This is a genomic window from Streptomyces orinoci, assembly GCF_003121295.1.
In the GTDB taxonomy this organism is placed as follows: Bacteria; Actinomycetota; Actinomycetes; order Streptomycetales; family Streptomycetaceae; genus Streptomyces; species Streptomyces orinoci.
Genome location: NZ_PHNC01000004.1, coordinates 59,179 through 83,033, shown reverse-complemented (window position 1 = coordinate 83,033; position 23,855 = coordinate 59,179). Strand labels below are relative to the sequence as shown.

Genomic DNA, 23,855 nt, shown 5'->3' with positions numbered 1-23,855 from the left:
CCAGCCACACACGGCCCGCACGTGACACATGACCGAGGGTCATGAGGCCGCTGCCGCCTGGCGGGCGCCCGGTCAGGGGCTTGAGGCGATTGCCTTACGCAGCTCCGCCGCGTGGGCGCGACCAGCCGCAACCGGCCCGCAGCCGAAAACGAAGCCCGGAACCCGGGAGGGCGGCGGCTTCAGCCCGCCATCCCCTTGACCATCCCGTCCACCATGTCATCCGGCAGATCCGCCAGCTCCGCCAGGTTGGACTCGGTACCCGGGATCCCCAGATCCTGCGCCCGCTTGTCCGCCATCGCCAGCAGCCGCCGGATCCGCCCCGCGACGGCGTCCTTGGTGAGCGGCGGATCCGCCAGCGCACCCAGCTCCTCCAGGGACGCCTGCTTGTGCTCCATCCGCAGCCGCCCGGCCGCCGCCAGGTGCTCCGGCACCTCCTCGCCAAGGATCTCCAGCGCCCGCTGCACCCGGGCGCCGGCCGCCACCGCCGCCCGCGCCGACCGGCGCAGATTGGCGTCGTCGAAGTTGGCGAGCCGGTTGGCCGTGGCCCTTACCTCGCGCCGCATCCGGCGCTCCTCCCAGGCCAGCACGGACTCATGCGCGCCCAGCCGGGTCAGCAGCGCCCCGATGGCGTCGCCGTCCCGCACCACCACCCGGTCAACGCCCCGCACCTCCCGGGCCTTGGCCGCGATCTGCAGCCGCCGGGCCGCGCCCACCAGGGCCAGCGCCGCCTCCGGGCCCGGGCAGGTGACCTCCAGCGAGGAGGACCGTCCCGGCTCGGTCAGCGAACCATGGGCGAGGAACGCTCCCCGCCAGGCGGCCTCGGCATCACAGGTGGCCCCGGAGACCACCTGCGGAGGCAGCCCGCGGATCGGCCGGCCGCGGCCATCGACCAGGCCGGTCTGGCGGGCCAGCTGGTCACCGCCCGCCACCACCCGCACCACATACCGGCTGCCCCGGCGCAGACCGCCGGGGGCCATGACGACCAGGTCGGAGGCGTGTCCGAAGATTTCCAGGATGTCCTTGCGCAGCCGCCGGGCGGCGATCCCGGTGTCCAGCTCGGCCTCGATCACAATGCGCCCGCTGACCAGGTGCAGTCCGCCCGCGAACCGCAGGATCGCCGAGACCTCCGCTTTCCGGCAGCAGGTCCGGGTGACGGGGAGCCGGGAGATTTCGTCCTTCACCGCTGCCGTCATCGCCATGGGCCGATCCTTCCATGCATCCGAAAAATACGGTCGTACGCGGCGGCCAACAGCTCCGGGTCGTGCGTCGCGGAACTCCCCTGCGCGGCGACCGGCGCCAGCTCGACCGTGCCGCCGAGCCGCTTGGCGGCATCGCACAGGCTTTCCCGGTCGGGCACGGCGGCCTCGTCGGCCAGCACCACGTCCAGGGCGAGTTTAGGGGCGTGTCGGGCCAAAACCTCCAAATGACGCTGCGGGGAGAACCCGGCGGTTTCGCCGGGCTGCGGCGCGAGATTGAGCGAGAGCACCCGCCGCGCCTTGGTGACCTGCAGGGCCTCCAGCAGCTCGGGCACCAGCAGATGCGGGATCACCGAGGAGAACCAGGAGCCGGGGCCGAGCACCACCCAGTCCGCGTCCAGCACCGCCTCCACCGCCTCCGGGACGGCCGGCGGGTCCTCCGGCACCACATGCACCGACTGCACCTCACCGGGGGTGAGCGCCACGGTGGCCTGGCCGCGGACGGTGCTGACCTCCTCCGGCCGGGCCGGGTCATGGCCACGGACCAGGGCCTGGAGCTCCAGCGGGACGGCGGACATGGGCAGCACCCGGCCATGGGCGCCGAGCAGCTTGCCCACCAGGTCCAGGGCCTGGACCGGGTCGCCAAGCTGCTCCCAGAGGGCCACGATCAGCAGATTGCCGACCGCGTGGCCATGCATCTCGCCCTCGCTGGTGAAGCGGTGCTGGATGACCCGGGCCCAGGTCTGGCCCCAGTCGTCGTCGCCGCACAGCGCGGCCAGCGCCTTGCGCAGATCGCCGGGCGGGAGCACGCCGAGCTCATCGCGCAGCCGGCCGCTGGAGCCGCCGTCGTCCGCGACGGTGACCACGGCGGTGAGGTCGCCGGTGATCCGGCGCAGCGCGGCCAGCGAGGCGGACAGCCCGCGGCCGCCGCCCAGGGCGACGACCTTGGGCTGGGCGCCGGTGCGCACCCGCCGCTCGGTGCCCCGGGCGCGGCCGGGGACCAGGCGGCGGACGCGGCGCAGCCGGGGGGTGCGGGCGGTCACTCGCGCCCCATGTCCCGGTGGACCACTACGGTCTCCACGCCCTCGGAGACCAGACGGTGGGCGAGCTTCTCGGACATGGCGACCGAGCGGTGCTTGCCGCCGGTGCAGCCGACCGCGATGGTCACATAGCGCTTGCCCTCGCGGCGGTAGCCGGCGGCGATCAGCTGGAGCAGCTCGGTGTAGCGGTCCAGGAACTCCTTGGCGCCGGGCTGGTTGAAGACATAGCCCGAGACCTCCTCGTTGAGGCCGGTGAAGGGGCGCAGCTCCGGGACCCAGTGCGGGTTGGGCAGGAAGCGGCAGTCCACCACCAGGTCGGCGTCCACCGGCAGGCCGTACTTGTAGCCGAAGGACATCACCGTGGCACGCAGCTCCGGCTCCTCCTCACCGGCGAACTGGGCGTCCATCTTGGCGCGCAGCTCATGGACATTGAGGCTGGAGGTGTCGATGACCAGGTCGGCGTCGCCGCGCAGCTCGCGCAGCAGGTCGCGTTCGGCGGCGATGCCGTCCACGATCCGGCCGGAGCCCTGCAAGGGGTGCGGGCGGCGGACCGACTCGAAGCGGCGCACCAGGGCGTCGTCGGACGCCTCCAGGAAGATCACCCGGCGCTTGACCTTCTTGGCGGCCAGGTCGGCCAGCGACTCGCGGAGGTTGTCGAAGAAGCGCCGGCCGCGGACGTCCACCACCACGGCGATCCGGGCCACATTGCCCTGGGAGCGGGCGCCCAGATCGACCATGGTGGGGATCAGGGCGGGCGGCAGGTTGTCCACCACGAACCAGCCGAGGTCCTCCAGGCACTTGGCGGCGGTGCTGCGGCCCGCGCCCGACATCCCGGAGATGATCACCAGCTCGGGGATGCCCACTGCCTCGCCGGTCGCGTCCGCCGTCGTGCCCGTACTCACCGCTGCTCCGTCTCGGTCGTTGTCATTCATGCCGCTGTGCATCCGTCTTCCCCCGTTTCACGGACCGCGCCGCCGGGGCGGGGCGGTCTTCCTCTGGTCCTGACCATCATCCCTCGTCAATGATCTCGCCGGTGGCGGTGTTGACGGCCGGTGCCGGCGGGGCGGTCCGGGCAAGTGTCGCGATGATCGACTCGGCGGTCTTGCGGCCTATGCCGGGGATCTCGCAGATCTGCTCGACGGTGGCCGACCGCAGCCGCTTGACCGAGCCGAAGTGCTTGAGCAGGGCCTGTTTGCGGGCCCCGCCCAGGCCGGGCACCTCGTCCAGCGGGCCGGCCTTGATCGCTTTGCTGCGCTTGCTGCGCTGGTAGGTGATGGCGAAGCGGTGGGCCTCGTCGCGGACCCGCTGGAGCAGATAGAGGCCCTCGCTGGTGCGGGGCAGGACCACCGGGTCGTCCTCGTCCGGCAGCCAGACCTCCTCCAGCCGCTTGGCCAGCCCGCAGACCGCCACATCGGCCACGCCCAGCTCGTCCAGCGCCCGGCGGGCGGCGGCCACCTGGGGCTTGCCGCCGTCCACCACCACCAGCTGGGGCGGGTAGGCGAAGCGTCTGGGACGGCCGTTGTCGTCGCGGGCGTCGTCCTCACGGACCTCCCCGGCCGGGGTGTCCTCGATGTCCCACTCGCCGGTCTTCTGCTTCTCCAGCAGATAGCGGCGGAAGCGACGGCCGACCACCTCGTGCATGGAGCGGACGTCGTCCTGCCCCTCGAAGGTCTTGATCTGGAAGCGGCGGTACTCGCTCTTGCGGGGCAGGCCGTCCTCGAAGACCACCATGGAGGCGACCACATCCTGCCCCTGGAGGTGGGAGATGTCGAAGCACTCGATGCGCAGCGGGGCGGAGTCCAGGCCCAGGGCCTCGGCGATCTCCTCCAGGGCGCGGGAGCGGGTGGTCAGGTCGGAGGCCCGCTTGGTCTTGTGCAGCGCCAGTGCCTGCTGGGCGTTGCGCTGGACGGTGGCCATCAGGTCCTTTTTGTCGCCGCGCTGGGGGATGCGCAGGTCCACCCGGGAGCCGCGGCGGGCGGCCAGCCAGTCGGCGACCGGCTCCAGCGGGTCGGGGAGGGCGGGGACCAGGACCTCCTTGGGCACCGCGTCGCCGGTCTCCTCGCCATAGAGCTGCTGGAGGGCGTGTTCCACCAGGCCGGCGGTGTCCACCGCCTCCACCTTGTCGGTGACCCAGCCGCGCTGGCCGCGGACCCGGCCGCCGCGGACATGGAAGATCTGCACGGCGGCTTCGAGTTCGTCCTCGGCGACCGCGATCAGGTCGGCGTCGGTGGCGTCGGCCAGCACGACCGCGTTCTTCTCCATGGCGCGCTTGAGCGCCGTGATGTCGTCGCGCAGCCGGGCCGCCTTCTCGTACTCCATCTCCTCGGCGGCATCCTGCATGGCGCGTTCCAGCCGGCGGATGTACGCACCGGTGCGTCCGGCCATGAAGTCGCAGAATTCCTCGGCGAGTTCGCGGTGTTCCTCCGGGCTGACCCGGCCGACGCAGGGGGCGGAGCACTTGCCGATATAGCCCAGCAGACAGGGGCGGCCGATCTGGTGGGAGCGCTTGAACACCCCGGCGGAGCAGGTGCGTACCGGGAAGACCCGCAGCATCAGATCGACGGTCTCGCGGATGGCCCAGGCGTGGGCGTAGGGGCCGAAGTAGCGCACGCCCTTCTTCTTGGCGCCGCGCATCACCTGGACCCGGGGGAACTCCTCGCCCAGGGTGACCGCGAGGTAGGGATAGCTCTTGTCGTCGCGGTACTTGACGTTGAAGCGGGGGTCGTACTCCTTGATCCAGGAGTACTCCAGCTGCAGCGCCTCGACCTCGGTGGCGACCACGGTCCACTCCACGGAGGCGGCGGTGGTGACCATGGTGCGGGTGCGCGGGTGCAGTCCGGCGAGGTCCTGGAAGTACGAGGAGAGCCGCTGGCGCAGGCTCTTCGCCTTCCCGACGTAGATCACCCGGCGGTGTTCGTCCCGGAACTTGTAGACCCCCGGCGAGTCGGGGATCTGTCCCGGCTTGGGTCGGTAGCTGCTGGGGTCGGCCATGTCACACACCCTACTTGCGGGCACTGACAACACCATTGTCCAGCAGGCGGCGCACGGCCGGGGCCCCGGCGGCGAATGCCACCGGGGCCCCGGGTCCCATGGGGGACGTACTGTTCGGCAGGCGGGTGATCAGCGGCGGCGGAGCCGGCGCACGCCCACCATGCCCAGGCCGAGGACGGCGATGCCGCCGGCCGTCGCGGCCGCGGGGGCCGTCAGGCTGCTGCTGGAGCCGCCGTTGTCCGAGGCGGTGGGCTCGGCGTAACCGCCGGCCTTGCCCTTCTTGGCGTAGTCGGAGCCGGGCAGCTTGTCGGCGTAGGCCTTGTGCACCCGCTCCTGGTAGGCCTTGACCGTGATGCCCTTGGCGCCGATCGCCTTCTCGGCGTCCTTGTTCAGGGGCTGCACATGGTCGCCGCGCAGCACGTACCAGGCGTTGACCTGCGGCTCGTGGAACACGGTGCCGCCGTTGCCGGCGGCCGCGTAGCGGGTCTCGTCGTCGCCGGAGGCGATGTTGACGACCTCCCACTTGCCGCCGGTGCTCGCGGTCCACACCGAGGCTGCCTGGCCGTCACCGGAGACCGCCTTGGTCGCCACGAAGTCCAGTCCGGCGACCGGGACGTCCTTCTTGCCGGCCACGAAGTCGGGCGACAGCGTGTAGACCGGCACCGAGGCGCCCTCGATGTGCGGCTTGCCCGGGGCGGCCGCGCCGGCCTGGCCGTTCTGCTCGGCAGTGTGGGCGAAGAAGTCGGCCAGGTCGTTGATGGTCGACGGTGCGCTGGCCGCGTCATGGGCCGCGGACAGGCCGGTGGGCTTCGGCGGCGCCGGGATCGCGTCGGCGGCGTGCGCCATCGGGGCCACGCCCAGCAGGGCGGCGGTCAGCGCCGAGGCGGCGGCCGCGCGGGAGGCGTTCTTACGGAAGTTGGTCCGCTCGGTCATGACCTTACCTTCCGATCTGGTAGAGCGAGTGGGTCCAGGCGAACTGGCTGTTGTTCACGTACCAGTTGTAGTTGGCCCGGTTGTAGCGCCTGCTGGACGGCCACGGGTCGCCGAAGTACACCGCGCCCTTGGACCTGTCGTAGCCGTAGATGACGTGCATGTGGCCGCCGCCGGACTTCCATCCGATGCGGGCCTCGATCGGGCGGTTGGCATTGATCTCGTTGATGATCGTCTTGCCGTACAGGTACCCGTAGAACACCGAGCCCGGCTTCAGGTGCATCCACTTGAAGGCGTTCTGGTCGTTCTCCAGGGACGCCGGGTTGTTGGGGCAGTTGGTGCCCTGCTTGCGATGCCAGGCGGCGTTGCAGAACTGGTTCTGGCTGTACTTCTTGTGGAAGTAGGCGGCGATGGTGTTACCGGAGGCCGCCCAGCACCACTGGTCCTTCTGCTGGGCCTGCATGCTGATCTTCAGCTGCTTGGCGTTGACGGTCCGCGCCTGAGGAGCGGCATTGGCGGTGGCGGCGGGAATCGCCACCAGCGCCGCGGCCGCTACCGCGGCGGCCGACAGGGCTCTGCCGCGTATTCGGGGGGTGTTCTGCTGCTGTGCCGAAGCACGGGACATTCGCGTCCTCCCGTGACGGGTGGGGGATTGCATAGATGAGCGCGTCCGGACGCTGGAGAGGAGCATCGGATGTTGTCGAGAACTGGTCAACCGGATTCAATGCACAATGGGGCGGCGGTGTGAATGGAGCGAACCGGATGTGAACGGCCGGTGCGCGTGCCAGGAGGAATGCCACGTGGCAGGCGGACTTGGTTCCCTCGCACCCGGCGTGAAAATTCACAAGGAGGGGCAAGCGGAATGGCTCATTCCACCACCGGCGGCATCGAGACCGAGCTGGCCCGGGCACTGCACACCGGACCGTTCCATCTGGCGCTGCGCGCCGCTCTGGAGGCACGCGGACTGCCGCTGCACCGGGTGCAGCACCGGCTCGCCCAGCGCGGCGTCAATGTGGGGGTGACCAGCCTGAGTTACTGGCAGCAGGGCGCGCGCCGGCCGCGCCGGCCGGAGTCGCTGCGGGCGGTGGGCGTGCTGGAGGAGATCCTCGGCCTGCCCCAACACGCCCTGACCCGGCTGCTGGAGGCGCCCTCCGGCCCGGACCGCGACCGGCCCGCCACCCGCCCGCTGCGCTCCCTGGTGGAGGAGTCGCATGTGGTGCACCGGCTGCTGGGCGAGCTGGAGTCCCCGCCGGACTGCGGACTGCACACCGTCTGTCATCTGGAACGGGTCTTCATCGGCCCGGACCGGCGGCTGCGGGAGCGCGACTCCCGGCATGTGGTACGCGCCCACCGGGACGGAGTTGACCGCTATATAGCGATTCATCATGGTGACCCGGGCTGCGATCCGGCGCGCGTCGCGGTACGGGCTCTGGAGAACTGCCGGGTGGGCAGGGTGCGTTCACATGCCGGCTCGGGGGTGGTGGTGGCCGAGCTGCTCTTCGACACCCGGCTGCGGGCGGGCGAGACCTATGTGCTGGGCTATGGCTTCACCGACGGGACCGGTGGCCAAAGCCGGGAGTATGTACGGGGGTTCAGCTTCGCGGGCGGCCAGTATGTCCTGGAGATACGTTTCGACGCCGCCGCCCTCCCGGTGCGCTGCCGGCGCTTCACCCGGGCCTCGGCCGCCGCGCCGCGCACCGGACAGCAGGAACTGACCCTGGCCGGGCGCCATCGCGGGGTGCACCTGGTGGAACAGGTGGAGCGCCCGGGGATCCTTGGGATCGGCTGGGACTGGTCCTGAAGCTTTGGGTCCAGGCCCTCGGATCAGGACTCCTGGCCCGCGATCAGCCGGCCGCCGGAGACCCGGACCGGCACCGGGGGCAGCGGCTCACTGGCCGGCCCCTGGAGCACCTTGCCGGTGGCGGCGTCAAAGCGGCTGCCATGGCAGGGGCAGCTGATCTGCCCGTCCTCCACCTTGTCCACCACACAGCCACGGTGGGTGCACACCGCGCCAAAGGCCCGGTACTCCCCCTCGGCGGTCCGCGAGACCACCAGCTTCTGCTCCCGGAACAGCCGCGCCCCGCCGACCGGCACCTCGCCGGGCGCCCCCAGGTCCACCGGCGCGGTGGGTACGGCGCCGGGCTTGCCGCCGCCGTCACAGGCCACCGCCCCCACTCCGGCGACACCGGCCAGGGCGGCGCCGCGCAGCACGGTACGGCGGGAAGCGGACGGCTGGCTGGTCATAGGAGTGCTCCAACGGGTGCGATGTACGGTTCGTCCCGACCCTACCGGCATCGATTTCCCCACCCGCCCCATGGGAGGCTGTCCGCCTGCCCAGCGGAAGGACGCCAGATGATCGTCGTAGCCGGTGAAGCCCTGATCGACCTTGTGCCCGCGCCCAACTCCCCCTCGCCGGAGGGCGGGCTGCCCCCGCTGCTGCCGCGGCGCGGCGGCGGCCCGTACAACACCGCCCTGGCGCTCGGCCGGCTGGGCACACCGACCGCCTTCTGCTCCCGGGTCTCCACCGACGGCTTCGGCGAGGCGCTGCTGGCGGGGCTGCGGGCCGCGGGCGTGGACCTCTCGCTGGTCGCCCGGGGCCCCGAACCGACCACCCTGGCGGTGGCCGACCTCGCGGCCGACGGGGGCGCGGGCTACCGCTTCTATGCGCAGGGCACGGCCGACCGGCTCTTCGAACTCCCGCCCGCGCTGCCGGCCGCCACCAGCGCCCTGAGCGTGGGCACCTGCTCCCTGGTCCTGGACCCGGGCGCCGACGCCTATGCCGCCCTGCTGCGCCGGGAGGCGGCCCGGGGCGTCTTCACCCTCCTGGATCCCAATATCCGCCCCGGCCTCATCCCCGACCCGGACGGCTACCGGGCGCGGTTCCGCTCCTGGCTGCCCGATGTCTGCCTGCTCAAACTGTCCGAGGAGGACGCCCGGTGGCTGGGCGGAACTCCGGAGGAATGGCTCAAGGAGGGCCCCCAGGCGGTGGTGCTCACCCGGGGCGCGGACGGGCTGACGGTCTACGCCCCGGGCGGGGCCGTGCACTCCGTGCCCGCCGGGCGGGTGCGGGTGGCCGACACCATCGGGGCCGGGGACACGGTGAACGCGGCCCTGCTGCACCGGCTCGCCCAGGCGGACGCGCTCTCCCGCCCCGGCCTGGCGGCCCTGGACGCCCACGACTGGCGCGCCCTCCTCACCTTCGCCGCCCACGCCGCGGCTCTCACCTGCTCCCGCACCGGCGCGGAACCCCCCTTCCCCACGGACCTTTAAGGGGCGCCCCACCAGGGGGCGGCGCCCACCAGGGGCACGGGGAACTGCGCGACCAGCCAGGGGCGGCCCGCACCCGGAACACCACCGGAGACGCGGAGCCGCCCATCCGCCGATACGCCCGGTTCCACACCGCCGGGCCGCGCCGCAACGAGTGACCGCCATCGCGACGGAAAGAGAACGGCGCCCTCGCCCCGGGCCCTGGACAGCGCAAAGGGTGCGGGTCGCAGGGCTCAGCCCCGGCGACCCGCACCCTTGGTCCTGGCGGGGCTCAGACCCGCCGCGCCCGCGAAGCCGTCTTCTTCGCAGCCCCCGCCTTCGCGGAAACAACCTTCTTCGCCGTGGCCCGCCCGGCCGCAACCGTCTTCTTCGCGGCAGGACCCTTCTTCCCCGCCCCCCGCGAAGAGGACTTGGCTCCAGGACAGTCCAGATCACTCACCCGCTCCCCGAGCAGTTCCCTCAAGAACTTGCCCGTGTGGCTCGCGGGAACCGCCGCGACCTCCTCCGGCGTGCCCTCGGCGACCACCAGGCCGCCGCCGCTGCCGCCCTCGGGACCCATGTCCACGACCCAGTCCGCAGTCTTGATCACATCGAGGTTGTGCTCGATGACGATCACCGTGTTGCCCTTGTCCACCAGCCCCGACAGCACCGAGATCAGCTTGTTGATGTCCTCGAAGTGCAGACCGGTGGTGGGCTCGTCCAGCACATACACCGTCCGCCCGGTGGACCGCTTCTGGAGCTCACTGGCGAGCTTCACCCGCTGCGCCTCACCGCCGGAGAGCGTGGGCGCGGACTGCCCCAGCCGTACGTACCCCAGCCCCACCTCGGTCAGGGTGCGCAGATGACGGGCGATGGTGGGCACCGCCTCGAAGAACTCCAGCGCCTCCTCGATCGGCATATCCAGCACCTCGGCGATGGACTTGCCCTTGTAGTGCACCTCCAGCGTCTCCCGGTTGTACCGGGCGCCATGGCACACCTCGCACGGAACATAGACGTCCGGCAGGAAGTTCATCTCGATCTTGATCGTGCCGTCACCGGAGCAGTTCTCACAGCGGCCGCCCTTGACGTTGAAGGAGAAGCGGCCCGGCAGATAGCCGCGCACCTTCGCCTCCATAGTCTCCGCGAACAGCTTGCGGATGTGGTCGAAGACCCCGGTGTAGGTGGCCGGGTTGGACCGCGGGGTACGGCCGATCGGCGACTGATCGACATGGACGACCTTGTCCACCAGATCGTCGCCGTCCACCCGGGTGTGCCGCCCCGGCACCGCCCGCGCACCATTGAGCTCGCGCGCCAGGTGGGTGTAGAGGATGTCGTTGACCAGCGTGGACTTGCCGGAGCCGGAGACTCCGGTGACCGCGGTGAGCACTCCCAGCGGGAAGGACACATCGATGTCCCGCAGGTTGTTCTCCCGGGCCCCGCGCACGGTCAGCCGCCGCGAGGGGTCCACCGGACGCCGCACCGGCGGGATGGCGATGACCTTCTTGCCGGACAGATACTGCCCGGTCATCGACCCCTCGGTGGCCAGCAGATCGGCCAGCGGACCGCTGTGCACCACCTTGCCGCCGTGCTCACCGGCGCCCGGACCGATGTCCACCACCCAGTCGGCGACCTTGATGGTGTCCTCGTCGTGCTCCACCACGATCAGGGTGTTGCCCATGTCCCGCAGCCGCACCAGGGTTTCGATCAGCCGGTGGTTGTCGCGCTGGTGCAGGCCGATGGAGGGCTCGTCCAGCACATACAGCACGCCCACCAGCCCGGAGCCGATCTGGGTGGCCAGCCGGATCCGCTGGGCCTCGCCGCCGGAGAGCGTCCCGGCGGCGCGGTTGAGCGAGAGGTAGTCCAGGCCGACGTCCACCAGGAACTTCAGCCGCTCGTTGACCTCCTTGAGCACCCGCTCGGCGATCTTCTTCTCGCGGCCGGTCAGCGTCATTCCGCGCAGGAAGTCCGCGCACTCACTGATGGACATCGCGGAGACCTCGGCGATGGACTTCCCCTGCACCGTGACCGCCAGCACGATCGGCTTCAGCCGGGTGCCCTCACAGGTGGGGCAGGGCACCTCGCGCATATAGCCCTCGAAGCGCTCCCGGCTGGAGTCGCTCTCGGCCTCGGAGTGCCGCCGCTTGACATAGGGCACCGCGCCCTCGAAGGCCGTGGTGTACGCCCGCTCGCGCCCATAGCGGTTGCGGTAGCGCACCTCGATCTGCGTCTTGTGCCCGTTGAGCAGGGCCTTCTTGGCCCGCTGCGGCAGCCCGGCCCAGGGGATGTCGGTACGGAAGCCCAGGGCGTCGGCCAGCGCGCCGACCAGGCGGCCGAAGTAGTCCTTGGTGTGGCCGTGCGACCAGGGGCTGATGGCGCCCTCGTCCAGCGACTTGTCCTCATCCGGAACGATCAGCTCCGGGTCAACCTCCATCCGGGTGCCGATGCCGGTGCAGTCCGGGCAGGCGCCGAAGGGGGAGTTGAAGGAGAAGGAGCGCGGCTCCAGCTCCTCGAAGGAGAGGTCGTCGTAGGGGCAGTAGAGGTGCTCGGAGTACATCCGCTCACGCTCGGGGTCGTCCGCGTCCAGATCGACGAAGTCCAGGATCACCATGCCGCCGGAGAGGCCCAGCGCGGTCTCCACCGAGTCGGTCAGCCGGCGCTTGGCGCTGCCCTTCACGGTGAGGCGGTCGATGACCACCTCGATGGTGTGCTTCTCCTGCTTCTTGAGCTTGGGCGGGTCGGAGAGCTGGATGGTCTCGCCGTCCACCCGGGCCCGGCTGTAGCCCTTGGTCTGCAGGTCGGAGAAGAGATCGACGAACTCGCCCTTGCGCTCCCGCACCAGCGGCGAGAGCACCTGGAAGCGGCTGCCCTCCGGCAGCTCCAGCACCTTGTCCACGATGGCCTGCGGCGACTGCCGGGAGATCGGCCGGGCGCACTCGGGGCAGTGCGGCTTGCCGATCCGGGCGAAGAGCAGCCGGAGGTAGTCATAGACCTCGGTGATGGTGCCCACCGTCGAGCGCGGGTTGCGCGAGGTGGACTTCTGGTCGATGGACACGGCCGGGGACAGGCCCTCTATGAAGTCCACATCGGGCTTGTCCATCTGCCCGAGGAACTGCCGTGCATAGGAGGAGAGGGACTCGACGTAGCGACGCTGCCCCTCGGCGAAGATCGTGTCGAAGGCGAGCGACGACTTGCCCGATCCCGACAGGCCCGTGAAGACGATGAGCGAGTCGCGGGGGAGGTCGAGCGAGACGTTCTTGAGGTTGTGCTCACGCGCGCCACGGACGATGAGACGGTCTGCCACGCCGGTCGGCACCTTTCTTGAGAGGTGGGGGTGCTGACTGTGCACCTTGCTCCGCTCGGCGGAGCGCAGCCCCCGAACCGTCCAGGGTACGAGGGCACTGCGGACATCTCCCAAGGATGCCGCACACCGAGCCTATAGCACGCACATTCGATTTACGGCAGGAACCAGCCTCCTTCACCCGAACGAGTGGCGCCGCTAGGGTCGGCGCATGATTGATCACGCGCATGACCTGGCCCTGCTCCGTCAGGCGGACGAGCGGCTGCTGACCGCGCTGGAGAAGCTGGACGACGCCGCCGTCGCCGCCCCCTCCCGGCTGCCCGGCTGGACCGGCGGCCATGTCCTGGCCCACCTCGCGCGCAACGCCGACGCTCTGGTCAACGTGCTGGCCGGCCGCCCCATGTATGTCAGCGCCGAGGCCCGCGACGCCGACATCGAGCGGGACGCGCCGCGCCCGCTGGCCGCCCAGCTGGCCGACCTGCGCGCCTCCGGCCGGCGCTTCGCCGACGCCACCGCGGCACCCGCGGACTGGTCGCGCACCGTCACCCTGCGCAACGGGGTCACCGACAGCGCCTCGCGGGTGCCCTTCCGGCGGCTGATCGAGGTCGAGCTGCACCATGTGGACCTGGGCATCGGCTATGAGCTGGAGGATCTGCCCGCGGAGTTCACCGCCCGGGAGACCGAGTTCCTCACCGACCGCTTTACCGGCCACCCCGATGTCCCCGCCACGCTGTTGACGGCACCGGACGGCCGCCAGTGGCGCACCGGCCACACCGAGGGAGAGCCGGTCCGGGTCACCGGCGCTCCGGCGGACCTGATGGGCTGGCTGGCCGGCCGCCGCGACGGCTCGGCCCTGCGCACCGAGGGCGGACCGCTGCCCGCGCTGCCCCCGCTCTAGCCCGAAGAACTAGGCTGATTCCATGGCATACACGGGAATGGTGAAGGTCGGCGGCCCTGCCGACGTGCATGAACTGCCCGACTTGATGATCTCCAAGCTGGCGGTCGGCCCGATGGACAACAACTCCTATCTGCTGCGCTGCCGCGCCACCGACGAACAGCTGCTGATCGACGCCGCCGCCGAGCCGCAGACCCTGCTCTCCTTCATCGGCGACAGCGGCATCGCCTCCGTGGTCACCACCCACCGCCACGCCGACCACTGGGGCGCCCTGCGCGAGGTGGTTGACGCCACCGGCGCCCGCACCTACGCGGGCCGCTACGACGCCGAGGGCATCCCGGTGCCGACCGATGTACCGGTCGAGGACGGCGATGTCATCCAGGTCGGCCGGGTCCGGCTGACCGCCCGCCACCTGGTGGGCCACACCCCCGGCAGCATCGCCCTGATCTACGACGACCCGCACGGTCACCCCCATCTCTTCACCGGCGACTGCCTGTTCCCGGGGGGCGTGGGCAACACCCACAACGATCCCAAGGCCTTCGCCAGCCTGATCGACGACGTGGAGCACAAGCTCTTCGCCCAACTCCCCGACGAGACCTGGGTCTATCCCGGTCACGGCAACGACACCACCCTCGGCACCGAGCGTCCGCACCTCGCGGAGTGGCGCGAGCGCGGCTGGTGAACAACCCGGGGCCGTCCGGCACTTGGGCGGCCCCCGGCCCTCGCTACGCCGCGCCGAGGAGGCGCATCCGGATCCCGTTCCGGGGCGGGAGGGATGTCACCGCGCGCCCCTCCCCATACGCCCGCACGCCCCGTTTCCCGGGCACGCCCGGGAAGTTGGACGGTACATGCACCGTGACCGTTCTCCGGCCATGTTCCGTCTGGCAGCCGCTTCCCTGGTCGGCACCGCCATCGAGTTCTATGACTTCTTCGCCTATGGCACCGCCGCCGCCCTGGTCCTGGGCCGGCAGTTCTTCCCCCTTGTCTCCTCACTGACCGCCACCCTGGCCGCCTTCGGCACCTTTGGCATCGGCTTTATCGCCCGCCCGCTGGGCTCGGTGCTCTTCGGACACATCGGCGACCGCCATGGCAGGCGCCCGGTACTGATCGCCTCCCTGCTGCTCACCGGCCTGGCCACGGTCGGCGTCGGCTGCTGCCCCGACTACTCCCGGATCGGCCTGGCCGCCCCGCTGCTCCTGCTGGTCCTGCGCTTTCTGCAGGGGCTCGGCCTGGGCGGGGAGTGGGGAGGCGCGGTGCTGCTGACCGCCGAGCACGCACCGGCCCACCGGCGGGCGCTCTGGTCGAGCTTTCCGCAGATCGGCCCCTCGCTGGGCTTCCTCCTCGCCAATGGCATCACCCTGATCCTCTCCGCCACCCTCACCAACGCCCAGTTCTTGTCCTGGGGTTGGCGGGTGCCCTTCTGGGCCGCCGGGGTGCTGGTCGCCGTCGGGCTGGGCCTGCGCAGCCGGCTCTCCGAGACCCCCGACTTCCGCGAACTGGCCCGCGGCGAACGCCGGGCCCGGCTGCCCATCGCCGAACTCACCGGCCGCGACTGGCGGGTGGTCCTGCTCACCGGCGGCGCACTGTCCATCGGCTACGCCGTCTTCTACACCATCACCACCTGGTCCCTCTCCTATGGCACCGAACGCCTGGGCGTGGACCGCACGGTGCTGCTCGGCTGCATCATGCTGGCCGTCGCCGTCTCCGGCGCGGTCACCGTCCCTTTCGCCCTGCTCGGCGACCGCCTGGGCCGCCGCCCGCTGTGCCTGGCCGGCTGCGCGGCGGTGGCGCTGTGGATGTTTCCGCTGATGGGCCTGCTGGGCACCGGGCGGCCGGTGGCCATGACGGCCGGCTTCCTGGGCGCCGTGCTGGCCTTCAGCCTGGCCTTCGCCGTGACCGGTGCCTATCTTCCCGAGCTCTATGAGCCCCGGGTGCGCTGCACCGGCGCGGCGGTCGGCTACAACCTGGCCGGGCTGGTGGGCGGGGCGCTCACCCCGCTGGTGGCCACCGCCCTGGCCCGGGGCGAGGGACCGCCCTGGGGCGTCGCCGGCTATCTCACCGCGGTGGCCCTGTTCAGCCTGGCCTGTTTCGCACTTCTCCCGGAGACCCGGCCCGCCTCCATGGCCGCCACCGCCGCGCCCGTCGGCGCCAGGTCACACCCGGGCGTCCTGCCGGCCTCCCGCCGCCTCGGCCGACTCCTGTTTGCGGGCCGCCCTGAGGCTGGTGACGGTGGTGACCAGGAGCACCACGCAGATGACGCCCAGCGAGAGGGGGGTGCTGATCTCGGGCACGGCCACCCCGCTCTCATGCAGGGCATGCAGCACCAGCTTGACCCCGATGAAGCCAAGGATCACCGACAGCCCGTAGGAGAGGTGGACCAGCTTCCGCAGCAGGCCGCCTATCAGGAAGTACAGCTGCCTAAGCCCCATCAGGGCAAAGGCGTTGGCGGTGAAGACGATGTACGGATCCTGGGTGAGGCCGAAGATCGCCGGTATTGAGTCCAGGGCGAACAGCACATCGGTGGTGCCTATCGCCAGCATCACTACCAGCATCGGCGTCATCAGCCGTCTGCCGTTCTCCACCACGAACAGCCGGGTGCCGTAGTAGCGGTCGGTGGAGGGGAAGCGCCGCTCGATCTTCTTCAGCAGGCGGTTCTCCTCGTACTCCTCCTCCGTCTCACCCGCACGGGCCTCCTGGATCAGCTTCCAGGCGGTCCACACCAGGAAGGCGCCGAAGAGGTAGAAGACCCAGGAGAAGTTGGCGATGATCGCCGCACCCGCCGCGATAAAGGCGGCCCTCAGCACCAGGGCTATCAGCACCCCCACCATCAGCACCCGCTGCTGGTAGATGGCCGGCACCGCGAACTTGCCCATGATCAGCACAAAGACGAAGAGGTTGTCGACGCTCAGCGACTTCTCGGTGATGAACCCGGCGAAGAACTCACCGGCCGGCTGCCCGCCGCCGAAGAGCAGCAGCCCCAGCCCGAACAGCCCCGCCAGCACCATCCAGACGGCGGTCCAGATCCCGGCCTCCTTGAGGGAGACCTCATGGGGTTTGCGGCCGCCGATGAAGAAATCGGCGGCGATCAGGGCGCACAGACCGAGGATGGTCAGCACCCACAGGGTCAGGGAGACATCCACGGCCCCTCCGGCACGTCGTACGGCATCTACCAGCGTCGCCGCTGCCGGAGGCGCCTTCCAGTCGAGCCCTTCACCTCCGTAGCGCCAACAGTACAGGAAGAACCAAGAAATGGTAAAGTAATTTCCAAGTTGCCAGCTCAGAGGGCTATTCGCCGAACGGTGTGGCCGCAGAGGCGGTTGCCCCGCATCGGGGCGCGCCTCCGCGGCGTTCCACGGCTTGCGGTCACGCCGGTGCGGACGTCGTCCCGCAATCGGGCGCGAGCGTTTTGCCCCCGGCCCGCCGCCGGCTGGGCAGCGCCGCCGTGAGCACCAGGGCCAGGAGCGTCACCCCGATGCTCACCATGAACGTCCTGACGGTGGCGGACTGGTAGCCGTGGCCCGGCAGCAGGGAGAAGAACACCGTGCCGAACAGCGCGATCCCCACGGCCTGGCCGAGTTGGGCGGTGGTATTGACCAGTCCGGAGGCGGCGCCGGCCTGGTGCGGCCGGATCTGCCCCATCGCCGTGCCGAACAGTGCGTTGAGCAGGCCACCGATGCCAAAGCTGAAGAAGATGACCGGGCCGAGCATCTCCCACACATTCAGTTCGTCTCCCGCGGCATGGATCACCAGGGCTATGGAGGCCAGGCTCGCCGCCAGCACCACGGTCATAACCGTGAGGAAGGAGCGTCCGGTCCTGGTGGCCAGGTTCATGGCCAGGGCGTTGCCGGCGACGATGCCGATCACCCCCGGGGCGAAGGTCAGCGAGGCCTGGACCGGCGAGAATCCGAGCCCGAGCTGCAGGTAGAGGGTCAGCATAAAGAACACGCCGATCGCCATCTGGGTGCAGAGCATCACGGTCAGGCTGGACCACAGGCTGCGCACCCGCATCATGGCCGGCGGGACCAATGGCTCGCCGCCCCGCCTTTCCTGACGGCGCTGGTGCACCGCGAAGAGGCCGGCCAGCGGCACCGCCGCGACCATCAGCAGGATCGACCACAGCGGCCACCCCCTCTCCCGGCCTTGCACCAGCGGGTAGAACACCGCGAACCCGGTGGCGGTCAGCAGTGCCAGACCGCCGAGGTCCAGCGGGTGGCGCAGGGAGCCCGGGCGGTTCGGGATGGTCGCCAGGGCGCCGACCAGTCCCGCCACGCCGATCGGGATGTTGACCAGGAAGATGGCGCGCCAGCCCGAGCCGAACAGGTCGGCCTCGGTCAGCACACCGCCCAGCAAGGGCCCGGCGAGTCCGCCGAGCGGGAAGGCCCCGGCGTACAGGCCCATGGCCTTGGGGCGCTCGGCCTCGTCGAACTCGGTGTGGATGAACGTCAGGACCTGAGGCACCATCAGCCCCGAACCGACGCCCTGCACCACCCGGGAGGCGATCAGCAGGCCGGGCTCCGGGGCCAGGCCGGCGGACAGCGAGGCGAGGGTGAAGACCGCCATACCGGCCAGGAACAGCTTCTTGACGCCGTACCGGTCGCCCAGCCGGCCACCGATGATCAGGGTGAGGGCGAATCCTAGGGCGTAGCCCGCGGAGATCCACTGCATCGCAGCCTCTCCGGCGCCGAGGTGGCGGTGGATGGTAGGCAGCGCCACAGCCACGATCTGGTTGTCGATCATGTCCACCAGGACGGCCAGGACACATACCACCAGCGCCCACCACCGCAGCGGGTGCTTTTGCATCACGTACTCCTTCTGTCGAGCAGAGGAAATCCCGCAGCCCACAATCAATGATCCGCACTACTGTGTCAACCATTCATTTGATTAAGCTCGATCGTCGATTGATTCGGCCACTTGTGTGTATGGTTCGGGCATGACTGTGTCCAAGCCCCGCCGGTCCCCGAAGCCGTCGGAGCGGCAGCGCGATCCGGAGCGCACGCGCAAGCTGATTCTTGAGGCAGCGATGACGGAGTTCGCCGCGCATGGTTACGCGGGCGCCCGTATCGCGGCGATCGCCAAGCGGGCGGGCGTCAACCAGCAGTTGATCTCCTACTATTTCGACGGCAAGGAGGGCCTGTTCCGGGCGATGTCGGACAGTTGGGGCGAGCGGGCGAGCAAGCTCGTCGAACCCGGCACCCCGATGTCCGAGCAACTGCGCCGCTATGTGCTGGAGGCGCTGGAGAACCGGGACGGCATGCGATTGCTGGCCTGGGGCGGCCTGGAGTACACCGGCCCCGAAGCGGACCCGGACCAGGGGCCCCGCACGGAGCGTCTCGCGGAGTCCGTGGCCGACATCCGGGAACGGCAGGCGGCCGGGGCCCTGCCGCGGGAGATGGACCCGGCCTGCCTGATGGTCATGCTGATGGCGGCGGCGATGGCCCCTGTCACCCTTCCGCATGTCATCGCGGGCGTATGCGGGGACGACCCGCAGTCCCCGGAGTTCATCGAGCGCTTCGCCGACCAGCTCGCCCTCCTGGGCCGTCGGCTCGGACTCGATTCCGACGGACTTGCCAACTCACCGACGAACAGTGGAAGTTGATAGAGCCATTCCTGCCGACAGGCGAGCACGATCCGTGCCCCGAGCGGCTGCAGGCTCAGTTCGAGGGGTGATCCGGCGGTTCAGGACGGGCTCGCAGTGGCGTGCACTGCCGGGCGAGTTCGGGCCCCGCCCGGCCGTCTACAGGCACTTCCGGGTCTCGCGGAACGCCGGTGTGTTCACCGCTCTACCGCAGGGCCTGATCGCCGAAGCCGCCCATCGGGGCAAGACAGGCTTGTCCCTGGCCGGCGTGGACTCCACAACCGTCCGGGCCCATCATGACGCCACCGGGGTGATCGCCGGCAACAGCATCATGCAGGCTCTTGGGGAGCCGCCGCCGAGCAGGAGAGGCCCGGCAAAAAGGGATGACGAGGCGGAATCGAGCAGCACGCAAGCCCCGCCCCCTGTTCGTTCTCACCGCAGGGCAGGCTGCGGACAGCCCCCGGTTCGTCCCCGTGCTGAAGAAGATCCGCGCTCGTCTGCCGGTCGGCCGACCCCGCACCCGCCCCGGCGCGGTCGCCGCGGACAAGGCGTACTCACCCCGCGCCGAACCGCGCGCACCCATGCAAACGCCACGTCACCGTCGATGCCGATCTTTGCCGTGACCGCAACACCGTCGAGCGGCCGATCAACCGCCTCAAGGACTGGCGCGACAGGCCAGCGCTACAGGCTCTGGGCGATCACCGGCATCAGGTCCTGGAAGGTACGGCCGTTGGCCGGGGCGCCGATGGCTGTCATCTGCCAGCCGTTGCCCGCCCGGTGCACCTTGGCCATGATCTGCGCGGTGTACGGGCCGCCGCCGTCCAGGGTGTAACGGGCCAGCTCCTGGCCGGTGTTCTCGTCCACCAGACGGCAGAAGGCGTTCTGCACCTCGGCGAAGGTCTGCCCGGTAAAGGAGTTGACGGTGAACACAATGGCATCGACATGCGCCGGCACCCGCTGCAGGTCCACCAGGATCGCCTCGTCGTCGCCGCCCTGGCCTGCGCCGCCCACCAGATTGTCGCCGGTGTGCCGCACCGAGCCGTCATCGCTGACCAGGTGCTGGAAGAAGACCACATCCACCGGCTGCCCGCCGGCGAAGAGCACCGCCGAGGCATCGAGGTCGATCTCCTTGGTGCGCGACCTGAACAGGCCCCGCCGGGCGGCCGCCTGCCAGCCCAGTCCCATCCGCACCGCGGTCAGTCCCGCCCCGTCGGACTTCTGCAGACTGACGCCCTGACCCTTGGACAAGTTGACTGTCACCGCACAGCCCCTTCTGGTGTCGTTCTCTTCCCCCGTGGCCGTGCGGTTCGCACGGCCAACCGAGTACGACCCTATGCAGCGACGTACGGCGACCGCCCATCCGGGAGACTTTTGTGGCGATCTTGCAACATAACCTGGGGCAAGTTTCGGCAAAGACCTGCCAATTGACTCCCGGACGGCAGGTCAGGCCAGACCGGCCTCCTTCATCTGCCGCAGCTCCTTCTTGAGTTCATGCACTTCGTCCCGCAGCCGGGCGGCGACCTCGAACTGCAGCTCCGCCGCCGCGGCCCGCATCCGGTCGGTCATCTCCTCGATCTGCTGGGCCAGTTCGGCCACCGGACGATCGGTGGCGGCCACCGGCTCCTTGCGCTTGCCCTTCTTGCCGGACGCGGCCGGCACCGGCGCCTTGGCCTTGCTCTTGTCCTTGCCCTTGTCGGTCTGGCGGTAGCCGGTGCCCAGCAGCTCCTGGGTATCGATCTCCTCGCGGGCCAGCGTGGCCACGATGTCGCCGATCTTCTTCCGCAGCGGCTGGGGGTCGATGCCCCGTTCCTTGTTGTAGGCGATCTGCTTCTCCCGGCGGCGGTTGGTCTCATCGATGGCCTTCTCCATCGCCGGGGTGATCTTGTCCGCGTACATATGGACCTGGCCGGACACATTGCGCGCCGCCCGGCCAATGGTCTGGATCAGCGAGGTGCCCGAGCGCAGGAAGCCCTCCTTGTCGGCGTCCAGAATGGCCACCAGCGAGACCTCGGGCAGATCCAGGCCCTCCCGCAGCAGGTTGATGCCCACCAGGACGTCGTACTCGCCCGCGCGCAGCTCGCGCAGCAGCTCCACCCGGCGCAGGGTGTCCACATCACTGTGCAAGTACCGCACCTGGATGCCCAGTTCCAGGAAGTAGTCGGTGAGATCCTCGGCCATTTTCTTGGTCAGCGTGGTGACCAGGACCCGCTCGTCCTTCTCGGTGCGCTTGCGGATCTCATGCACCAGGTCGTCGATCTGGCCCTCGGTCGGCTTGACCACCACCTCCGGGTCCACCAGACCGGTGGGCCGGATGATCTGCTCCACAAAACCGTCGGAACGGGAGAGCTCATAGGGCCCGGGAGTCGCCGAGAGATAGACCGTCTGCCCAATGCGCTCGGTGAACTCCTCCCATTTCAGCGGGCGGTTGTCCAGCGCCGAGGGCAGCCGGAAACCGTGCTCCACCAGCGTCCGCTTGCGCGAGGCATCCCCCTCGTACATGGCACCGATCTGCGGCACCGTGACATGCGACTCATCGATGACCAGCAGGAAGTCCTCGGGGAAGAAGTCCAGCAGGGTGTTGGGCGGGGAACCCGGCTCACGGTCGTCCATATGCAGCGAGTAGTTCTCGATGCCGGAGCAGGAACCGATCTGCCGCATCATCTCGATGTCATAGGTGGTGCGCATCCGCAGCCGCTGGGCCTCCAGCAGCTTGCCCTGCTTCTCCAACTGGGCCAGCCGCTGCTCCAGCTCCGCCTCGATGCCCGCGATGGCCTTCTCCATCCGCTCCGGACCGGCCACATAGTGGCTGGCCGGGAAGACATAGAGCTCCTGGTCGTCGGAGATCACCTCACCGGTGAGCGGGTGCAGGGTGGACAGCGCCTCGATCTCATCCCCGAACATCTCGATACGGACGGCCAGTTCCTCATAGACCGGGAAGATCTCGATGGTGTCCCCGCGCACCCGGAAGGTGCCCCGGGTGAAGGCCAGGTCATTGCGGGTGTACTGGATCTCCACAAACCGCCGCAGCAGCTCGTCCCGGTCGATCTCCTCGCCGACCTTCAGCGGAACCATACGGTCCACGTACTCCTGCGGCGTACCCAGACCGTAGATGCAGGAGACCGAGGCGACCACCACCACATCGCGCCGGGTGAGCAGCGAGTTGGTGGCCGAGTGACGCAGCCGCTCCACCTCCTCGTTGATCGAGGAGTCCTTCTCGATATAGGTGTCCGACTGCGGGACATAGGCCTCTGGCTGATAGTAGTCGTAGTACGACACAAAGTATTCGACGGCGCTATTGGGCAGCAGCTCGCGGAACTCATTGGCGAGCTGGGCCGCCAGCGTCTTGTTGGGCGCCATCACCAGGGTCGGCCGCTGCAGCTTCTCGATCATCCAGGCGGTGGTCGCCGACTTGCCGGTGCCGGTCGCACCGAGCAGGACGACATCCTTCTCACCCGCGCGAATGCGCCGCTCCAGGTCGGCGATGGCCGTCGGCTGGTCGCCGCTGGGCTGGTAGGGGCTGACGACCTCAAAGGGCGCCATCTTGCGTTCGATCTGGGTAACGGGCCGCATGAAACCACGGTACGACCTGCCACTGACAACCGGGTCCGGCGAGGATTGGCGGGTACCCGGGAGGCGAAGAATCAGAAGGATCAGCAGCCGAGAACCGGCACGGCCTGCCACCGGCACAACGACCAGGCAGCACGGCGGAGAACGCACCCGGCCCCACCCGCAGGAGACCCGATGCCCAGACGCCCCGGAAGCACCCCCGGCACCGTCCTCCGCCTCCTGCTCGCCCTGTGCCTCGCCGCCACCGCCGTCCTGGCCCTGCACTCCTGGCCCGCCCACGCCGCCGCACCCCGCCCACCGGTCACCATCGGCCACCGCGGAGTGCCGGTGAAGGCCCCCGAGAACACCTGGCCTCCATCGACCAGGCCGCCCGGCTGGGCATCGGCTGGGTGGAGAACGACGTCCAGCGCACCAGGGACGGCGCCCTGGTGGTCGTCCACGACACCACCCTCGCCCGCACCACCGACGTCCGGCAGCGCTACCCCGGCCGCGCCCCCTGGAAGGTGGCCGACTTCAGCCTCGCCGAGATCGAGCGACTGGACGCCGGCGGCTGGTTCGCCCCCCGCTACCGCGGCGAGCGCATCCCCACCCTCGACCGCTATCTGCACCGGCTCGACCACAACCACCAGCGCCTGCTGCTGGAAATCAAGGCCCCCGAGCACTACCCCGGCATCGAACGGCAGATCGCCGCCGAGCTGCGCCGCTGCGGCTGGCTGGACCGCCGGCACACCGAGGGCCGGCTGGTCGTCCAGAGCTTCAGCGCCGCCTCTGTGCAGACCTTCCACCGGCTGCGCCCCGAGGTCACCACCGGCTTCCTGGGCGCTCCCGCCCCCGCCGAGCTGCGCTCCTACGCCCGCTTCGCCGACCAGATCAACCCCGGCCACAACCGCCTCAACGCGTCCTGGGTACGGGCCGTACACGCCGTCAAGGGCCCGCACGGCCGCCGGCTGGAGATCTCCGCCTGGACGGTGGACGACCCCCGGCGCGCGGTGGCCCTCGCCCATCTGGGCGTGGACCGGGTGATCAGCAACGCCCCGCACCTGGTCGCCGCCGCCCTGGCCGAGGACGCCCGGGACCGCTCCGGCTTCCTCGGCGGCCTTTTCGGCCTCCTGTAATA

The 23,855-nt window shown here is 70.1% G+C and carries 18 protein-coding genes and 2 pseudogenes; 8 read left to right on the top strand and 12 right to left on the bottom strand.

Annotated elements, in window-relative coordinates; genetic code table 11:
- Positions 1-179 precede the first annotated feature (179 nt).
- From whiA to CV755_RS01165, 6 genes are all read right to left on the bottom strand, one after another.
- The gene (gene whiA / locus CV755_RS01190) at positions 180-1,199 is read right to left on the bottom strand and encodes a DNA-binding protein WhiA (RefSeq protein ID WP_109278226.1); all 1,020 of its coding nucleotides are present in this window, start codon (positions 1,197-1,199) and stop codon (positions 180-182) included.
- Positions 1,190-2,239, bottom strand: coding sequence for a gluconeogenesis factor YvcK family protein (locus tag CV755_RS01185; RefSeq protein ID WP_109278225.1), 1,050 nt, complete (start codon positions 2,237-2,239; stop codon positions 1,190-1,192). Before CV755_RS01185 ends, whiA begins: the two co-directional genes overlap by 10 nt.
- Positions 2,236-3,168: an RNase adapter RapZ gene (rapZ, locus tag CV755_RS01180; RefSeq protein WP_109278336.1), complete on the bottom strand. Its 933-nt coding sequence runs from the start codon at positions 3,166-3,168 to the stop codon at positions 2,236-2,238. Before rapZ ends, CV755_RS01185 begins: the two co-directional genes overlap by 4 nt.
- A gap of 76 nt (positions 3,169-3,244) precedes the next feature.
- A complete protein-coding gene (gene uvrC / locus CV755_RS01175) occupies positions 3,245-5,227 on the bottom strand; it encodes an excinuclease ABC subunit UvrC (RefSeq protein WP_109278224.1) in 1,983 nt (660 codons plus the stop codon).
- A 129-nt stretch (positions 5,228-5,356) separates the two neighbouring features.
- The gene (locus CV755_RS01170; RefSeq protein ID WP_109278223.1) at positions 5,357-6,160 is read right to left on the bottom strand and encodes a hypothetical protein; all 804 of its coding nucleotides are present in this window, start codon (positions 6,158-6,160) and stop codon (positions 5,357-5,359) included.
- 4 nt (positions 6,161-6,164) lie between these two features.
- Positions 6,165-6,782: a papain-like cysteine protease family protein gene (locus tag CV755_RS01165; RefSeq protein WP_241560895.1), complete on the bottom strand. Its 618-nt coding sequence runs from the start codon at positions 6,780-6,782 to the stop codon at positions 6,165-6,167.
- A gap of 237 nt (positions 6,783-7,019) precedes the next feature.
- Here CV755_RS01165 and CV755_RS01160 point away from each other — a divergent pair, with 237 nt between their 5' ends.
- Positions 7,020-7,958, top strand: a complete 939-nt coding sequence (locus CV755_RS01160) for a hypothetical protein (RefSeq protein ID WP_109278221.1) — start codon at positions 7,020-7,022, stop codon at positions 7,956-7,958.
- A 23-nt stretch (positions 7,959-7,981) separates the two neighbouring features.
- On the opposite strand, the gene CV755_RS01155 is transcribed toward CV755_RS01160, so the two are convergent.
- Positions 7,982-8,401 (bottom strand): QcrA and Rieske domain-containing protein, encoded by a 420-nt coding sequence (locus CV755_RS01155; RefSeq protein ID WP_109278220.1) that lies wholly within the window; start codon positions 8,399-8,401, stop codon positions 7,982-7,984.
- A gap of 108 nt (positions 8,402-8,509) precedes the next feature.
- On the opposite strand from CV755_RS01155, the gene CV755_RS01150 reads away from it, so the two are divergent.
- A complete protein-coding gene (locus tag CV755_RS01150; RefSeq protein WP_109278219.1) occupies positions 8,510-9,427 on the top strand; it encodes a carbohydrate kinase family protein in 918 nt (305 codons plus the stop codon).
- Positions 9,428-9,695: 268 nt separating this feature from the next.
- Here CV755_RS01150 and uvrA read toward each other — a convergent pair whose 3' ends face one another.
- A complete protein-coding gene (gene uvrA / locus CV755_RS01145; RefSeq protein WP_109278218.1) occupies positions 9,696-12,704 on the bottom strand; it encodes an excinuclease ABC subunit UvrA in 3,009 nt (1,002 codons plus the stop codon).
- A 208-nt stretch (positions 12,705-12,912) separates the two neighbouring features.
- Here uvrA and CV755_RS01140 point away from each other — a divergent pair, with 208 nt between their 5' ends.
- From CV755_RS01140 to CV755_RS01130, 3 genes and pseudogenes are all read left to right on the top strand, one after another.
- Complete coding sequence (locus tag CV755_RS01140) at positions 12,913-13,599, top strand: maleylpyruvate isomerase family mycothiol-dependent enzyme (protein WP_109278217.1); 687 nt, start codon at positions 12,913-12,915, stop codon at positions 13,597-13,599.
- A 22-nt stretch (positions 13,600-13,621) separates the two neighbouring features.
- Positions 13,622-14,278 carry an MBL fold metallo-hydrolase gene (locus CV755_RS01135; RefSeq protein ID WP_109278216.1) on the top strand — a complete coding sequence of 219 codons (657 nt, stop codon included), beginning with the start codon at positions 13,622-13,624 and terminating at the stop codon, positions 14,276-14,278.
- A 190-nt stretch (positions 14,279-14,468) separates the two neighbouring features.
- Positions 14,469-15,734: pseudogene (locus CV755_RS01130) on the top strand (MFS transporter); the annotation flags it as partial.
- 15 nt (positions 15,735-15,749) lie between these two features.
- On the opposite strand, the gene CV755_RS34030 reads toward CV755_RS01130, so the two are convergent.
- A complete protein-coding gene (locus CV755_RS34030) occupies positions 15,750-16,736 on the bottom strand; it encodes a TerC family protein (RefSeq protein ID WP_153068549.1) in 987 nt (328 codons plus the stop codon).
- A 223-nt stretch (positions 16,737-16,959) separates the two neighbouring features.
- On the bottom strand, positions 16,960-18,396 hold the full coding sequence (locus CV755_RS01125; protein WP_109278215.1) for an MFS transporter: 1,437 nt from the start codon (positions 18,394-18,396) through the stop codon (positions 16,960-16,962).
- Between the two features lie 130 nt (positions 18,397-18,526).
- On the opposite strand from CV755_RS01125, the gene CV755_RS01120 reads away from it, so the two are divergent.
- A complete protein-coding gene (locus CV755_RS01120) occupies positions 18,527-19,192 on the top strand; it encodes a TetR/AcrR family transcriptional regulator (RefSeq protein ID WP_109278334.1) in 666 nt (221 codons plus the stop codon).
- Positions 19,189-19,840, top strand: a pseudogene (locus CV755_RS35690) (transposase); the annotation flags it as partial. The gene CV755_RS01120 and the pseudogene CV755_RS35690, both read left to right, overlap by 4 nt.
- Positions 19,841-19,852: 12 nt before the next feature.
- Here the strand turns inward: CV755_RS35690 and CV755_RS01110 are convergent.
- Complete coding sequence (locus tag CV755_RS01110) at positions 19,853-20,431, bottom strand: TerD family protein (RefSeq protein ID WP_109278213.1); 579 nt, start codon at positions 20,429-20,431, stop codon at positions 19,853-19,855.
- 183 nt (positions 20,432-20,614) lie between these two features.
- On the bottom strand, positions 20,615-22,741 hold the full coding sequence (gene uvrB, locus CV755_RS01105) for an excinuclease ABC subunit UvrB (protein WP_109278212.1): 2,127 nt from the start codon (positions 22,739-22,741) through the stop codon (positions 20,615-20,617).
- Between the two features lie 227 nt (positions 22,742-22,968).
- Here uvrB and CV755_RS01100 point away from each other — a divergent pair, with 227 nt between their 5' ends.
- A complete protein-coding gene (locus CV755_RS01100; protein WP_338323613.1) occupies positions 22,969-23,853 on the top strand; it encodes a glycerophosphodiester phosphodiesterase in 885 nt (294 codons plus the stop codon).
- Positions 23,854-23,855 lie beyond the last annotated feature (2 nt).

Bases quoted from the DNA above. Each gene is read 5' to 3' on its own strand.
- whiA (WP_109278226.1), bottom strand. From the start codon at position 1,199: ATGGCGATGACGGCAGCGGTGAAGGACGAAATCTCCCGGCTCCCCGTC.
- rapZ (WP_109278336.1), bottom strand. From the start codon at position 3,168: ATGAATGACAACGACCGAGACGGAGCAGCGGTGAGTACGGGCACGACG.
- uvrC (WP_109278224.1), bottom strand. From the start codon at position 5,227: ATGGCCGACCCCAGCAGCTACCGACCCAAGCCGGGACAGATCCCCGAC.
- CV755_RS01170 (WP_109278223.1), bottom strand. From the start codon at position 6,160: ATGACCGAGCGGACCAACTTCCGTAAGAACGCCTCCCGCGCGGCCGCC.
- CV755_RS01165 (WP_241560895.1), bottom strand. From the start codon at position 6,782: ATGTCCCGTGCTTCGGCACAGCAGCAGAACACCCCCCGAATACGCGGC.
- CV755_RS01160 (WP_109278221.1), top strand. From the start codon at position 7,020: ATGGCTCATTCCACCACCGGCGGCATCGAGACCGAGCTGGCCCGGGCA.
- CV755_RS01155 (WP_109278220.1), bottom strand. From the start codon at position 8,401: ATGACCAGCCAGCCGTCCGCTTCCCGCCGTACCGTGCTGCGCGGCGCC.
- CV755_RS01150 (WP_109278219.1), top strand. From the start codon at position 8,510: ATGATCGTCGTAGCCGGTGAAGCCCTGATCGACCTTGTGCCCGCGCCC.
- CV755_RS01140 (WP_109278217.1), top strand. From the start codon at position 12,913: ATGATTGATCACGCGCATGACCTGGCCCTGCTCCGTCAGGCGGACGAG.
- CV755_RS01135 (WP_109278216.1), top strand. From the start codon at position 13,622: ATGGCATACACGGGAATGGTGAAGGTCGGCGGCCCTGCCGACGTGCAT.
- CV755_RS01125 (WP_109278215.1), bottom strand. From the start codon at position 18,396: ATGCAAAAGCACCCGCTGCGGTGGTGGGCGCTGGTGGTATGTGTCCTG.
- CV755_RS01120 (WP_109278334.1), top strand. From the start codon at position 18,527: ATGACTGTGTCCAAGCCCCGCCGGTCCCCGAAGCCGTCGGAGCGGCAG.
- uvrB (WP_109278212.1), bottom strand. From the start codon at position 22,741: ATGCGGCCCGTTACCCAGATCGAACGCAAGATGGCGCCCTTTGAGGTC.